Annotated in this window: 16 protein-coding genes; all 16 read left to right on the top strand. The window is 29.5% G+C overall.

All coding sequences use genetic code 11. The annotated features are described in order from the left end of the window. Positions 1 to 63: 63 nt before the first annotated feature. Genes ACMCMH_RS11140 through ACMCMH_RS11065 form a run of 16 tightly spaced genes read left to right on the top strand, consistent with a single transcriptional unit; the run spans position 64 to position 12,764 of the window. Complete coding sequence (locus tag ACMCMH_RS11140; RefSeq protein ID WP_412725579.1) at positions 64 to 885, top strand: DUF4198 domain-containing protein; 822 nt, start codon at positions 64 to 66, stop codon at positions 883 to 885. 1 nt (position 886) lies between these two features. Next, positions 887 to 1,477: an energy-coupling factor ABC transporter permease gene (locus ACMCMH_RS11135; RefSeq protein WP_412725577.1), complete on the top strand. Its 591-nt coding sequence runs from the start codon at positions 887 to 889 to the stop codon at positions 1,475 to 1,477. Continuing rightward, positions 1,474 to 1,989, top strand: coding sequence for a hypothetical protein (locus ACMCMH_RS11130; protein ID WP_412725575.1), 516 nt, complete (start codon positions 1,474 to 1,476; stop codon positions 1,987 to 1,989). The genes ACMCMH_RS11135 and ACMCMH_RS11130 overlap by 4 nt, the downstream gene beginning before the upstream one ends. Then, on the top strand, positions 1,956 to 2,621 hold the full coding sequence (locus tag ACMCMH_RS11125) for a hypothetical protein (protein WP_412725573.1): 666 nt from the start codon (positions 1,956 to 1,958) through the stop codon (positions 2,619 to 2,621). Before ACMCMH_RS11130 ends, ACMCMH_RS11125 begins: the two co-directional genes overlap by 34 nt. After that, positions 2,602 to 3,234, top strand: coding sequence for an ABC transporter ATP-binding protein (locus ACMCMH_RS11120; RefSeq protein ID WP_412725571.1), 633 nt, complete (start codon positions 2,602 to 2,604; stop codon positions 3,232 to 3,234). The genes ACMCMH_RS11125 and ACMCMH_RS11120 overlap by 20 nt, the downstream gene beginning before the upstream one ends. A 28-nt stretch (positions 3,235 to 3,262) precedes the next feature. After that, a complete protein-coding gene (locus ACMCMH_RS11115; RefSeq protein ID WP_412725569.1) occupies positions 3,263 to 4,081 on the top strand; it encodes a sirohydrochlorin cobaltochelatase in 819 nt (272 codons plus the stop codon). Then, positions 4,071 to 4,778: a precorrin-2 C(20)-methyltransferase gene (locus ACMCMH_RS11110; RefSeq protein ID WP_412725567.1), complete on the top strand. Its 708-nt coding sequence runs from the start codon at positions 4,071 to 4,073 to the stop codon at positions 4,776 to 4,778. Before ACMCMH_RS11115 ends, ACMCMH_RS11110 begins: the two co-directional genes overlap by 11 nt. A gap of 2 nt (positions 4,779 to 4,780) precedes the next feature. Then, positions 4,781 to 5,503: a precorrin-8X methylmutase gene (locus tag ACMCMH_RS11105; protein WP_412725565.1), complete on the top strand. Its 723-nt coding sequence runs from the start codon at positions 4,781 to 4,783 to the stop codon at positions 5,501 to 5,503. Continuing rightward, entirely contained in the window at positions 5,493 to 5,978 is a 486-nt protein-coding gene (locus ACMCMH_RS11100) for a (2Fe-2S) ferredoxin domain-containing protein (protein ID WP_412725563.1), read from the top strand. Before ACMCMH_RS11105 ends, ACMCMH_RS11100 begins: the two co-directional genes overlap by 11 nt. Further along, on the top strand, positions 5,971 to 6,702 hold the full coding sequence (gene cobA / locus ACMCMH_RS11095) for a uroporphyrinogen-III C-methyltransferase (protein ID WP_412725561.1): 732 nt from the start codon (positions 5,971 to 5,973) through the stop codon (positions 6,700 to 6,702). The genes ACMCMH_RS11100 and cobA overlap by 8 nt, the downstream gene beginning before the upstream one ends. A gap of 17 nt (positions 6,703 to 6,719) precedes the next feature. Further along, complete coding sequence (gene cbiD / locus ACMCMH_RS11090; protein WP_412725559.1) at positions 6,720 to 7,739, top strand: cobalt-precorrin-5B (C(1))-methyltransferase CbiD; 1,020 nt, start codon at positions 6,720 to 6,722, stop codon at positions 7,737 to 7,739. Further along, a complete protein-coding gene (gene cbiT / locus ACMCMH_RS11085) occupies positions 7,733 to 8,926 on the top strand; it encodes a precorrin-6Y C5,15-methyltransferase (decarboxylating) subunit CbiT (protein ID WP_412725557.1) in 1,194 nt (397 codons plus the stop codon). Before cbiD ends, cbiT begins: the two co-directional genes overlap by 7 nt. Next, positions 8,923 to 9,699 (top strand): cobalt-precorrin-4/precorrin-4 C(11)-methyltransferase, encoded by a 777-nt coding sequence (locus tag ACMCMH_RS11080; RefSeq protein WP_412725555.1) that lies wholly within the window; start codon positions 8,923 to 8,925, stop codon positions 9,697 to 9,699. The genes cbiT and ACMCMH_RS11080 overlap by 4 nt, the downstream gene beginning before the upstream one ends. Further along, positions 9,692 to 10,708, top strand: coding sequence for a cobalt-precorrin 5A hydrolase (locus ACMCMH_RS11075; protein WP_412725553.1), 1,017 nt, complete (start codon positions 9,692 to 9,694; stop codon positions 10,706 to 10,708). The genes ACMCMH_RS11080 and ACMCMH_RS11075 overlap by 8 nt, the downstream gene beginning before the upstream one ends. A 10-nt stretch (positions 10,709 to 10,718) precedes the next feature. After that, entirely contained in the window at positions 10,719 to 11,501 is a 783-nt protein-coding gene (locus tag ACMCMH_RS11070; protein ID WP_412725551.1) for a precorrin-3B C(17)-methyltransferase, read from the top strand. Then, on the top strand, positions 11,502 to 12,764 hold the full coding sequence (locus tag ACMCMH_RS11065) for a cobyrinate a,c-diamide synthase (protein WP_412725549.1): 1,263 nt from the start codon (positions 11,502 to 11,504) through the stop codon (positions 12,762 to 12,764). It abuts the gene before it with no gap. Positions 12,765 to 12,785: the final 21 nt, after the last annotated feature.

Raw genomic sequence — 12,785 nt, 5'->3', positions numbered from 1 at the left:
CTAGTATTTTATAGATAAGTATGATTATCTAAAACATTTTACAAGATATAAAAAAGGAAAATAATGACAAAAAGAATTTTAACTTCAATAGCAACATCTGCTGTACTAGCAACATCAGCATTAGCACACTTTCAGATGGTATACACACCAAATACAGCCCTAACAAAAGGAAAAACAATAGAGTTAAGACATGTTTTCACACACCCTTTTGCAGATGAACATACTATGAATATGGGGCAACAACACGATTCTAAAAAGTTTGCAGCAGTTGAAGAGTTTTATGTAATCAACAAAACAAAAAAGAAAGACTTAAAAAATACTCTTAAAGAGATCACTTTTAAAGGGAACCATAACTCAGGTCATGCATACGCTTCAAAGTATAAAGCTAGAAGAATGGGAGATCATGTAATAGTGCTGAAACCAGCTCCATATTATGAATCAAATGAAGATGCATATATACAACAGATTACAAAAACTATTGTAAATGTTGCGGGTACGCCAACAGATTGGGATGCAGAGTTAGGACTAAAAGCTGAGATTGTACCTTTAACAAAGCCTTATGCTATTTGGGAACATGGAAGTTTTACAGGGATAGTAAAATCTAAAGGTAAAGTTGTACCATACGCAGAGATTGAAGTTGAATATCTAAATAGAGATGTAGATATGAAAAACAACAAAATGGGAAGCTCAAAAGTTGAAGCTCCACAAGATGCATTTGTAACTATGACAATCAAAGCAAATAAAGATGGTGAATTTACATTTGCTATACCAAAAGCAGGTTTTTGGGGATTTTGTGCTTTAGGTGTAGGAACAGATACAGAATATAAAGGGAAAGAACTAAGCCAAGATGCTGTTATTTGGGTCGAAGCTCGAGAAATGAGATAATATGCATATTAGTGAAGGTGTCTTATCAGCGGGTGTTATCGCTACTTCAAGTATCATATTAGCACCTTTAATTCTCAATAGTGTAAGAAAATTACATGCAGATGATATCTCTAAAGTAGCACTTTTAAGTGCTTTATTTTTTGTTGTGTCTACAATTCATCTACCTATTGGTGTTACAAGTGTTCATTTTATGATGTTAGGTATCATTGGTATAATGTTAGGTTGGCACAGTTTTACTGCTCTTTTAATAGCACTACTTTTACAAGCTATGCTTATAGGTTTTGGTGGAATTAGTTCTTTATCTGTAAATACTTTAAATACAGGTATAGGAGCACTAACTGGGTTTTATTTGTTTAAACTTCTAAAAGATAGATTACCTACAGCTATAGTTTCTTTTTTAGTTGGATTTATCCCTATTTTAGTAGCTTCTGTTGGAATCGCAGTTGCCCTACTTTTTAGTAGTGATGACTTCTTAATAGTAGCACAAACAGCACTATTAGCACATTTACCTCTTGCTTTTGTAGAGGGGATTATGATGGTGTTTTTATTTAAAACATTACAAAAGTATCAAATCAAAGGATTGAATATATGAAAGCTTTAATAATTGTTTTACTCCCTATTTTTATCTATGCACACTCTTTAAGTGTAACATCCTCATATGAAAATAAAGAACTTTTTATAGAGTCATTTTTTGGAGATGGAAACCCTTGTAAAGGGTGTAATTTTGTTGTAAAAAAAGATGAAAAAGAACTCTATAAAGGTAGTCTTGATAATGAAGGTGTATTTGAAGAAGAAGTAGTACTCGAAACACCTTTTGATATTCATGTAGATGGTGGTATGGGACATTGGGCGGATGTATCAATAGAAGGTAACGAAATGGATGAAGAGTCTGATATTACAAATAATTCAAATACTACAATGAACAGTATTGATGAAACAAAGATAAGACAAATAATACGAAGTGAGTTAAATAAGCAAAATTCAAAAATAGAGATAATGATTGAAAAAAACAAATCTAATACAGAAAAAATGCTTATAGGTCTTGGATATATATTAGGAATATTTGGCTTATGGCAATTAATACTCAGAAAAAAAGAGAAATAGACTACTCCATAGGGATAGTTTCTCTTTTTATCTATAGTTTTTTTATAGCAACAACTAAAAGTGTAGATATTCTTTTAGTTATACCTATTCTTGCACAACTTTTACTTTTTAAAGTAAAGATTAAAAAGGTTTTAAAAAAAGTTTTAAAAGTAAATTTTTTTATTTTTATCACTTTTTTAATCCTTTTTTTAGAAGGAAAACATGAACTTGCAATTTTAGTATTTGTACGGGCTAACCTTATTTTATGGTTTACATTGAGTTTTAATTTTGATGGATTTAAATTGTATAAAGGTCTTACAAATTTAAAAGTATCAAATAAATTTTCATTGATACTTTTTTTTACAGTAAAATATATAGAGGTGCTTTTTAGTAGTGCTTTTAGATTATTAGAGGTACTAAAAATAAGAGGTTTCAGACCAACGATGAGTAAAAAAACATTTAGTATCTATGCAGATATGTTAGCTTTTTTACTCTATACAGCCGTAAATAAAATGGACAAAGTGGAAGATGTTATTGCTATTCGTACAAAAGATGGACAACTAGCACCTTCTAAACAGATCGTAATCAAAATAGAAGAAGTGTTACTTCTTAGTATCATAATAGGAGTGATTTTTGGCTATTATATTAAATAATCTCAAAACAGATATTTTTGCAAATGTTAATTTAGATTTAAAAATAAATGAAAAAATTGCCATTATAGGGCAAAATGGTTCTGGTAAAACTACACTACTAAGAACTATTTTAGGACTTTATAAAAGTAAAGGAGATATCAATATTTTTGGACAAAATTTAAAATCAAAAGATGATTTTAAAAAGATATACTCTAAAATTGGTTATCTTTTTCAAGATAGTGATGATAGTTTTATCACTTCAAGTGTAATAGATGAAGTTGCTTTTAATCTATATAATCTCAATGATGATTATGAAAACGCGTATAAAAAAGCAGAACAACTCTTAGAAGAGTTTGGAATAAGTGATTTAAAAGATAAATTACCAATAAAACTTTCTGGGGGTCAAAAAAGAGTTGTAGCGATTTGTGCATCTCTGATACATAATCCAGATATATTATTATTAGATGAGCCTACAAATCATTTAGACAAAGAGATGTCTCAAATTGTAGAAAAAAAGCTAAAAGAATATCATGGCAATATTATTTTAATAGCTCATAATATTGAGTTTGCTAAAAAAGTAGTAGATAAGTTCTATAAGTTAGAATCAAATGGGCTTATAGAAATAGAAATTTAGATATAATTATAAATAATGAAAGGTAATAATGAAACGGTATAGACATTATAAAAAAGATAAAGCGATAATACTTTCTGTTTTTGGTTCAGTAATAGAACAAGATAAGTATTTAACATTTAAAAAACAAATAGAAGATGAGTTTCCAGGGGTTGATGTATTTATTGCAGTGAGTTCAAGAATGGTTCTTAAAGATTTGATAAGAAGAGGTTTTGACTATAAAAACTTAGCTCAAACTATGGCCGATGTTGATATGCTTGGATACAAAAATATTATTGTATCTTCTGTGAATCTTTTTCCTGCTTGTGAGCATGAATTATTAAAGAAAACAATTCATGGTTTCCAACAGTTTTCATTTGCTAATATAAGACTTTCAAATGCAATTTTAACAAAAACAAAAGATACTACTTTGTTTTTTAAAGAGTTAGATGACAAGGTAAGTAAAAAAAATACAGCAAATTTATATGTTATTCATGGTACTCCAAAACTAGAATTTGGTGGACTTGCATCTGTTAGCTATAGTGCAAAATATTTAGAAGATAAAAATGAAAACAACTATACTTGTAGTTTAGAGGGTGCATTTCCTTATTTTGCTATAAAAGATGAACTCATTAGAAAAATGAAAAAAAATGGTGTAAAAAAAGTACAAATTATTCCCCTACTTTTAGTAAGTGGAAATCACTATATAAAAGATATGGTTGAGATCACTGAGGAGTTATCTGAACACTTTAAAGCTAAAATAGTAAAAAGCATCACAGAAGATGATAAATTTAATTTAATTCAATGGAAAAATACTACTGATATAATTATAAATAACATAAAAGAAGAGATTACTAAACTTGGGCACTAAACATCATAAAAATAAGAAAAAAGATAAAATAAAACTATCTATGGTATCTTTAGGTCCTGGAGATCATGAACTTGTAACGATTAAAGCTTTAAAAGCTTTAAAAAATTGTGGAGCTATTTGTATCCCCACCAAAAGCCATGATCATAGTTTTAATCGTTCAATTACTTATAAAATAGTAAAAAACCTTATGGAGGAGTTTGGGTTTGATAAACCTATTCTTCCTATTTATAGTCCTATGAACTTTAAACATGATGATTGGCAATATCAAGTAGATATTATCAAAAAAGGTATCAAAGAGTATGGAAGTGTATCTTTTGTAACTTTAGGCGATAGTGCTATTTATAGTACTGTATATTATCTATTGGATATTATTAAAAAACAAAATAAAAAGTTGTATAAAAAAAGTGAAGTTATAGCGGGTATTACATCTTTTTCTTATGCTAGTTCACAAATGAAAAAGCCTTTATGTTTAGGAGATACTGCTTTTAAAATAGTACCTCTTCATAAACGAAAAGTACCAAGTACAACAGTTTATATGCGACCAAAAATTGGTATGGAAACAGCAAAGATAAAAGAAAATGGAAAAATATATACCTTTGAAAACCTAAATATGTTAGGGGAAACAACAACAAAAGGGAAAGTAAAAAAAGTTAAAAAATATATGACTTTATTTATAGATTTTATAAAATGGAAATAAATATGCAAAACACAAAAGAATTTATACAAGAACAACCACCTATAAACATAGGTGCAGATATATCAGTAAAATCATTTGAGATGATTGAAGAAGAACTACAAGACTATCCAAAAGCAAAAGAGTTTGATGAAAATGAGATAGAAGTTATTAGTAGGCTGATTCATACTTCTACATGTTTTGAAGAGGTATTAAATAATATCTGTTTTACAGAAGATGCAATTCCTAGAATACAAAAACTACTTTTAAACAAAGCAAAAATAATCGTTGATGTAAATATGATTAAAGTTGGTTTGAGTGATTTTTATCTTAAAACTTATGAAAATGAAGTTATTTGTTATATCAATGAGCCATTTACATATGAAATGGCAGAAAAAAATAAAACGACTAGAAGTTATGCTGCTGTTGTAGAAGCTATCAAAAAACATAAAGGTGAACCTTTGATTTTATGTTGTGGTAATGCCCCTACTTTTATTTATGCTGCTATTAATACTTTACTTGATGAGGGTGTTGACTTATCTCAAGTTGCATTTATTCTGTTTCCTGTTGGATTTGTAAATGTTGTTGAGTCTAAAGATTATGGTAAAAGGTTTTGTGAGCAGTTTGATATCCCTGCTGTTATAATGGAAGGTAGATTTGGAAGTTCAACTATGACTGTTGCGACACTTCATGCTACATATAAACTAATCAAAGATTACGATGGTAAAGACAAGTACAATGGAAAATAACCAAAAACAAGACCCTACAAAAACATACAACCTTATGGGAAGTGAAGTTGTAGATGGTTTTACTTGTAAACCAAAAATTTTAGACCCAGAAAAACCTATTATGCATTTTAAAACGCAAATCTTTTTATGTCATGATGAAAGATGTAAAAAAGCTCATAAATCAGATCAGCTATCTGTAGATTTAAGAGATATATTAAAAGAGATAAACTTAGCTCGTGGTGAAAATAGAATCAAAATATCTCGTACAGGATGTTTTGGAGCATGTAGGTTTAGATCGGTTGCAAACTTATATGAAAATACAAGAGTAAATGGTCATCCAAAAAACAATAACCTCTGGTTAAGAAATATTCATAAATATAGCAAAGAGAAATGGATAGAATTATTTACAGCACTTGCAACAAATAAAGATATCGATGAAATAGTAGAGTTTGCACAGATTCCAATAAGTGAAATCAAAGAGTACCCAAATGACTAAAAAAATATATTTAGTAGGTGCAGGTCCTGGCGATGTTGAACTTTTAACACTTAAAGCTGTACATATTTTAAAAAAAGCAGATGTAGTACTTTATGATGCGCTTGTAAACCCAGAAGCACTAGACTTTTGTAAAGAAGGTGTAATAAAAGAGTATGTTGGGAAAAGAAAAGATAAACATCTTAAAAAACAGGAAGATATCAATTCTTTACTTGTAGAGTATGGAAAAACACATGAAGTAGTTGTACGACTTAAAGGTGGTACACCATTTGTATTTGGACGAGGATACGAAGAGGTGCGTGCTATTATAGATGCAGGTTTTGAACCTGAGATTATTAGTGGAGTAAGTGCAACAACAAGTGTACCTGAAAGCTTTATGATTCCATCTATTGATAGAAAATTCAATGACTCATACAGAACGATTACAGGGCATGATTTAGAAGTATTTACTGATATTGTTACAACATATCATCCACGCGAAAATTTAGTAATCATGATGGGAATTTATAACTTACAACATATTGTTAACACACTTATATCAAAAGGATTTCCTTTCGATTTACCTATTGCTATTTTAAGTAAAGGGAGTACAAAAGATGCTTCAAAATTAGTTTCAACTTTAGAAGAGATTCAAAATAAAGATGATGGTTTTTTTACTGAAATCCGTTCTTTAACACCTGCAATTATTTTTGTAGGTGCTTCAGTTAATAGTAAATATAATAGTTAGAGAAAGAAGTTCACAATATGTCTAAAGTTTTAAAAAGAGGATACACTACAGGTGCACACACCTATATGATTTTTAATTCTGCTTTAGACTATTTTTTATCTACAAAATTAGTATCTATTTCAAAAACAAACAAAATGGATAATGATGATTTAGATGTTACGAAAAACTGTGAAATTGTTGTAACAATTAGTGATAAAGTTGATGATTTAAGACTAAATGTTACTCCACATAATGCACAAGTATGTGTACAAGGATCAAATAAACTTTCTATTTATGCAGGTTTAGGTGTAGGAGTAGTTACAAAAAAAGGTTTGAAAATCACACCAGATTTTCCAGCTATCAACCCTACCCCGTTAAATGCTATGTTTGATATCTTTAAAAAACTCTCACTTGATTATGAAAATTTAGATTTACATTGTAGTGTGAGTATCACGGATGGAGAAAATATCTCAAAACAAACAGCTAACTCAAAAGTTGGTGTTGTAGGTGGTTTATCTATTTTAGGAACAACTGGGATTGTTAAACCAGTATCGAGCTCTGCATATATAGATTCTGTTCGTACAGAGATAGAGTTTGCAAAAGAAAATGAGTTTAATCCTCTTATATTTACTCTAGGAAACTCTGCTTTTAGAGTTTCTAAAGAGAGTTATGATGAAGCTCAAATAGTAGAAGTAGCAAATTTTGTATACGATTCTATAGAAATAGCAACACAAAAAGAGATAAAAAAAGTGATTTTTGTATGTGGTATAGGAAAAATGACAAAAGTCTATCAAGGTTTTAAAAATACACATAACAGATTTGGAACTATAGACTTTGTCCAATTAAAAGAAGATATAAAAAATGAAATTGGTTATGAAGTTGATATAGAATCAACATTAACTGTAAAAGGTATCTCTCAAGAGCTAGAAAAAATAGGACTCGTAAACGACCTTTACACGATGATTGCTAAAAAAGCAAATGAACAAATAAAACAGTGGTTTCCTACATCAAATGTAGAAGCCTTAATATTAGAACAAAGTGAGGTAACAGGATGGTAACAATTATCGGAAATGGTATGGGTGACTATACTTTTGATAATCTTCAAAATAAAGATATTGATTTATCTTCTTTTGATAAAATTATATGTGATAAAAACTTTAAAGAAGATGGTGCGCATATAGTAAAAGGTGGTTTTAAAATAGCAAGAGAATATATCCTAGAAAACTATGACAAAGAAAATATTCTTTATGTCGTAACAGGAAGTCCATTTTTCTATAGCGCGGGTATCTTAGTAGCGAAAAAACTACCAAAAGATCAAGTAAAAATCATAAATAATACTTCTAGTAGAGTATATATGCAAGAGAAACTATTTATCAATGATAATGAAATAGATACTATCTCTTTGCACGGTAGACCAAATATAGATTTGACAAAATTTTTAACAAATAAATATACTTTTTTAGTGTGCGATAAACTCACTATAAATAAAATGCAAAAAGCGATGAAGTTTTTAAATCCATCAGATACAAAAGTAACTATAGGTTATAAACTAGGATATAAAGATGAAGTAATAGAAGAGATTGATATCTATAATTTTGATGAAAATAGATTTGATTTAACACAACCGTATGTTTTAATGATAGAAAAACTTTTTGTAAATAAAAATGGTTTAAGTGCAGATAGTGATTTTGATACAGAACGAGGTATGATTACTAAAAAGTATAAAAGACAGTTAACTCTTCAAAACTTAGATTTAGAACCAAATCAACTATTATGGGATATTGGAGCTGGTAGTGGATCTTGCGGTATCGAAGCATATGCAAGATATAAAACACATACAATCTTTTTTGAGAAAAATGAAGAGAGAGTAAAACATATACGAACAAACCTTACAAATCATCAAGTGGTTAATTGTGAGTTATATGTTGGTGAAGCACAAGAGATTTACCCTACTTTAGAAGCAAATCCACAAAGAATATTTGTAGGTGGTGGTGGAGAGAAAGTGATAGCTACCTTGCCATATCTTTACGAAAGACTTGATACAAATGGAATCATGCTTATAAATGCAATCACATTAAAACACTTAAGCCAAATGATAAATGTTTTAAATGATGCAAGAATAGAATTTGAAACACACTCTATAAGTCTTACAACATATAAAGGGAAACTTGATTTAGTAGAACCTGAAAGACAGCTATTTCAATTAAAAGTTAAAAAAACAGAAAAAGAAGAAGGTACAAAATGATATATTTTATTGGAGCAGGACCAGGTGATCCTGAATTAGTAACAGTAAAAGCTATGAATATTTTAAAAAAGGCTGATGCTGTTTTATTTACAGGTTCATTAGTTCCAAGAGAAGTATTAAGCTGGTGTAAAGAGGATGCTTTAGTAGTAGATTCTCAAGGGATGAAATACCCAGAGATTTTCGAGTTTTTAACAACACATAAAGATAAAATAGTAGCTCGTGTACATACTGGTGACCCATCGATTTACTCAACTATTGCAAAACAAATAGAGTTTTTAAAAGAGGAAAATATCGAGTATTCTGTAATACCTGGTATCACAGCTGCTTTTGGGGCAGCTGCAAGCTTGGGTATCGAGTATACTATTCCTGGTGTTTCACAAACAGTGATTTTATCAAGAGTAGAAGGGAAAACTCCAAATCCTGAAAAACTAGAAAATATTCTAGCTTGTAAAAACTCATCATTGGCTTTTTATCTTTCAATTTTATTACTTAAAAAATTAAAAGAAACAGCTTTAAAGATGGATTATTCTGCTGATACTCCTTGTTGGGTAGTAGAAAAAGCTACATGGGCTGAAGAAAAAATATATAAGGGTACTATCTCTAATATACACGAACAAGTAGGACATATACGAGGGGTAGCTTTAATTTTATTTGGTGATTATTTACATCAAAAAGAAACAGAAGAGTCTCATCTTTATGTAAAACCGTTAGTAAAAGAAGTAGAAGCAAAAAAAGAGAAAAGAAAAGAAGAAAAGGCACAAGAAAATGGGTAAATTAAAAATAGCAGTAGTAACAATCAACCAACCAAGTTTAACAGCAGCTTGTAATCTTATGCCTCATTTACATGATTATGATGTAGATGTATTTGGTAAAAAAGATTTAGAGCATAATTTAGATCATTTAAATCTTTATGGAAAAATCGATGAGATTATGCAACCAGCATGGGAAGGTTATGATGCAATTATTTGTATTTTAGCTATGGGAGCAGTTGTTAGAAAAATAGCTCCATTTCTAAAAGATAAAGCAACTGATCCTGCTGTTATTGTTATCAATCTTGCTTTAGATAAGATTGTTCCTTTACTTAGTGGACATTTAGGTGGGGCAAATGAGCTTAGTGACACTATTGCTTCTAGAATAGATGGGTGTGTTAATTTTGTATCAACAGCAACAGATCAAACTAAAACATTGGCTTTTGAGATGTTTGCCAAAAAAAATGATTTAGAGATTCATAACTTAAAAGAGTTAGCACTTATTTCAAACTCACTACTTAACAAAAAAGAGGTAGAAGTTTTAACCTATGAGTCTATTTTTGAAACGATTCCAAATAAAAAGAACTTAACAAGAGTAGATAAGCAGTCAAGTGAACTATGTGTAAACATCACTCCTTTTGATAGCCCTCTTCTTACTTTTAAACCAAAAGTATTTTTAGGGATGGGTTGTAACAGAGATACTAGTTTTGAAGATATTGAAAAAGCATTTTTATCTTTTTTAGAGTCAAATAAACTAATAATAGAACAAATAGAAAACATAGCATCTTTTGAAGCAAAAGCAGATGAGAAAGGTCTTTTAGAGTTTGCAACAAAGTATAACTTTGATATTAAATTTTATAATGAATCAGAAATCAATAACCTTGAAGGTAAATTTTCTCCATCAGCATCTACAAAGTTTTTTGGACTAAAAGGTGTAGCAGAACCATCAAGTGTTCTTATCTCTAAATATAAAGAACTTATCATAAACAAAGAAGTATATGATAAAAAAATAACAATAGCAGCAGCTGTATAAAGGATAAAAAATGGCAAAAAAATTATATATCGTATCAACAGGAGCTGGTGGTACTAGCTACATCACTCCAGAAGCTTTAAAAGCAATTGATGAGTGTGAAGTAGTAGTATCATATAGTAAATATGCGAAAGAATTAGCAAGTTTAATCGAAGGAAAAGAGTTATTTACATCTGGTATGACTCATGAGATTGCACGATGTGGACAATCAATAGATTATGCTTTAAGTGGAAAAACTACTTGTATTTTTTCTAATGGTGATGTAAATGTATATGGTATGGCAACTTTAGTAACTGAACTAATGGAAGAGAGAGATTTATGGGGAGAAATTGAAGTTATTTCGCTTCCTGGAGTTACTTCATTTTTAGCAGCTGCTTCTAAAGCTGGTGCTCCTGTATCGCAAGATTTTTCTATAATATCATTATCTGATAGACTTACAGATATTAACCTTATCGACAAAAGAGTAAAAGCAGCACTTGATTGTGACTTTGTAATGGGTATATATAACCCTAAATCTAAAAAAAGAATCTTACCTTACCAAAATTTTATGAGAGCTTTGGCTGATGGATATCAAGATAGAATCGCTATCATCGCTTCAAATGTAGGTAGACCAAAAGAACAAATTACTATCACTACTGCTCAAGATTTAATAAATCAAGATATAGAGCATCCACAAGTAACTATGTCTACACTTATTATGATTTGTAATTCAAATGCAAAATTAACAAAACATGGTAAAGTTCTTACACCTAGAGGATATTTAAATAAGTATGACTTGGATGGTCAAAAAAGATAAATGTTAAATTTATGCATCAGTGGGACATCATCAAATAGTGGTAAAACGATACTTACCACAGCTTTATTGTATCACTTTAAAAGATCGGTAAGACCTTATAAAATAGGTCCAGATTATATCGATCCTCAGTTTCATAAACAAGTTTGTGGGACTGATAGTGTGAATCTTGATAGTTTTATCATGAATGAACCACAAGTAAAATGGTTGTATAATCACTATAGCACTAAAAAAGTATCCATTTTGGAAGGTGTTATGGGTTTTTATGATGGAGACGATAAAGATTGTAGTGCTTATAGTGTTTCTAAACTTTTAGATATTCCTACAGTTTTAATCTTGGATTGTAAAGGTTCATATATAACTATAAGTGCAGTCTTAAAGGGACTTCTAACCTACAAATCTGATAATACAATCAAAGCAGTTGTCTTAAATCATGTATCATCTAATATGCATTTTGCACTTATCAAAAACATCATAGAAAAAGATCATAAAAACATCGTAGTTTTAGGCTGGATTAGAAAAGAGTTAACCAGTTTAAGTAATATACATTTAGGTCTTGACTTAGATGATTTATCAAAAATAGAAACTATTAGTAAAGATGTTTTAGAAAATATAGATTTGAGTTTATTAGAGAGTTTTTCTACAAGAGAACAAAGTTCAAAAAATGACAACTATCCTTTTGATAAAATAGAGAAACAAAACAAACACTTAGCTGTAGTTACTGATGAAAATTTTTCATTTTTATACCATGATAATCTTGTTTTTTTAAAAGAGATATTTGAAAAAGTAAGTATCATTAACCCTACTTTGGATGAAATGATTCCTGACTCTTGTGATGTAGTTTATATTTGTGGTGGATATGTAGAAACAGAAAAATCATATAAAAATATTAAAAACTCTCATTATTTTAAAAATTCATTGATAACTCATGCCAAAACGAAAAAAGTCTATGCAGAGTGTGCTGGGCTTATATATCTAGGAAAAAATATTGATGAAAAAGAGATGAGTGGTATACTTGATGTTTCATTTACAATGACACCTAGATTTACAAGACTTGGATACTATTACAATGAAAACAATCAAAAAGGTCATAGTTTTCATTATAGTAAAGCTGTTGATGATACTAATGGTTTTGATACTTTGTCTAAAAAACCAAATGGTATAGGAAAAGTTGGAAGCTGGCAAAATGAAAATAAAAATGTTTTTGGGACATACCTGCATACTATGTTTAGAAATAATATAAAACTTTTAAAAGATAAATTTTAAGATATAATTAGAGTAATAAAA

The sequence above is a fragment of the Arcobacter sp. 15-2 genome (genome assembly GCF_047159865.1).
In the GTDB taxonomy this organism is placed as follows: Bacteria; Campylobacterota; Campylobacteria; order Campylobacterales; family Arcobacteraceae; genus JAIOSF01.
This window is presented reverse-complemented; position numbering and strand designations above follow the sequence as displayed.

What these genes read in the sequence shown, in the direction of transcription:
- ACMCMH_RS11140 (WP_412725579.1), top strand. Translation starts at nt 64, where the DNA reads ATGACAAAAAGAATTTTAACTTCAATAGCAACATCTGCTGTACTAGCA.
- ACMCMH_RS11135 (WP_412725577.1), top strand. Translation starts at nt 887, where the DNA reads ATGCATATTAGTGAAGGTGTCTTATCAGCGGGTGTTATCGCTACTTCA.
- ACMCMH_RS11130 (WP_412725575.1), top strand. Translation starts at nt 1,474, where the DNA reads ATGAAAGCTTTAATAATTGTTTTACTCCCTATTTTTATCTATGCACAC.
- ACMCMH_RS11125 (WP_412725573.1), top strand. Translation starts at nt 1,956, where the DNA reads ATGGCAATTAATACTCAGAAAAAAAGAGAAATAGACTACTCCATAGGG.
- ACMCMH_RS11115 (WP_412725569.1), top strand. Translation starts at nt 3,263, where the DNA reads ATGAAACGGTATAGACATTATAAAAAAGATAAAGCGATAATACTTTCT.
- ACMCMH_RS11105 (WP_412725565.1), top strand. Translation starts at nt 4,781, where the DNA reads ATGCAAAACACAAAAGAATTTATACAAGAACAACCACCTATAAACATA.
- ACMCMH_RS11100 (WP_412725563.1), top strand. Translation starts at nt 5,493, where the DNA reads ATGGAAAATAACCAAAAACAAGACCCTACAAAAACATACAACCTTATG.
- cobA (WP_412725561.1), top strand. Translation starts at nt 5,971, where the DNA reads ATGACTAAAAAAATATATTTAGTAGGTGCAGGTCCTGGCGATGTTGAA.
- cbiD (WP_412725559.1), top strand. Translation starts at nt 6,720, where the DNA reads ATGTCTAAAGTTTTAAAAAGAGGATACACTACAGGTGCACACACCTAT.
- cbiT (WP_412725557.1), top strand. Translation starts at nt 7,733, where the DNA reads ATGGTAACAATTATCGGAAATGGTATGGGTGACTATACTTTTGATAAT.
- ACMCMH_RS11080 (WP_412725555.1), top strand. Translation starts at nt 8,923, where the DNA reads ATGATATATTTTATTGGAGCAGGACCAGGTGATCCTGAATTAGTAACA.
- ACMCMH_RS11075 (WP_412725553.1), top strand. Translation starts at nt 9,692, where the DNA reads ATGGGTAAATTAAAAATAGCAGTAGTAACAATCAACCAACCAAGTTTA.
- ACMCMH_RS11070 (WP_412725551.1), top strand. Translation starts at nt 10,719, where the DNA reads ATGGCAAAAAAATTATATATCGTATCAACAGGAGCTGGTGGTACTAGC.
- ACMCMH_RS11065 (WP_412725549.1), top strand. Translation starts at nt 11,502, where the DNA reads ATGTTAAATTTATGCATCAGTGGGACATCATCAAATAGTGGTAAAACG.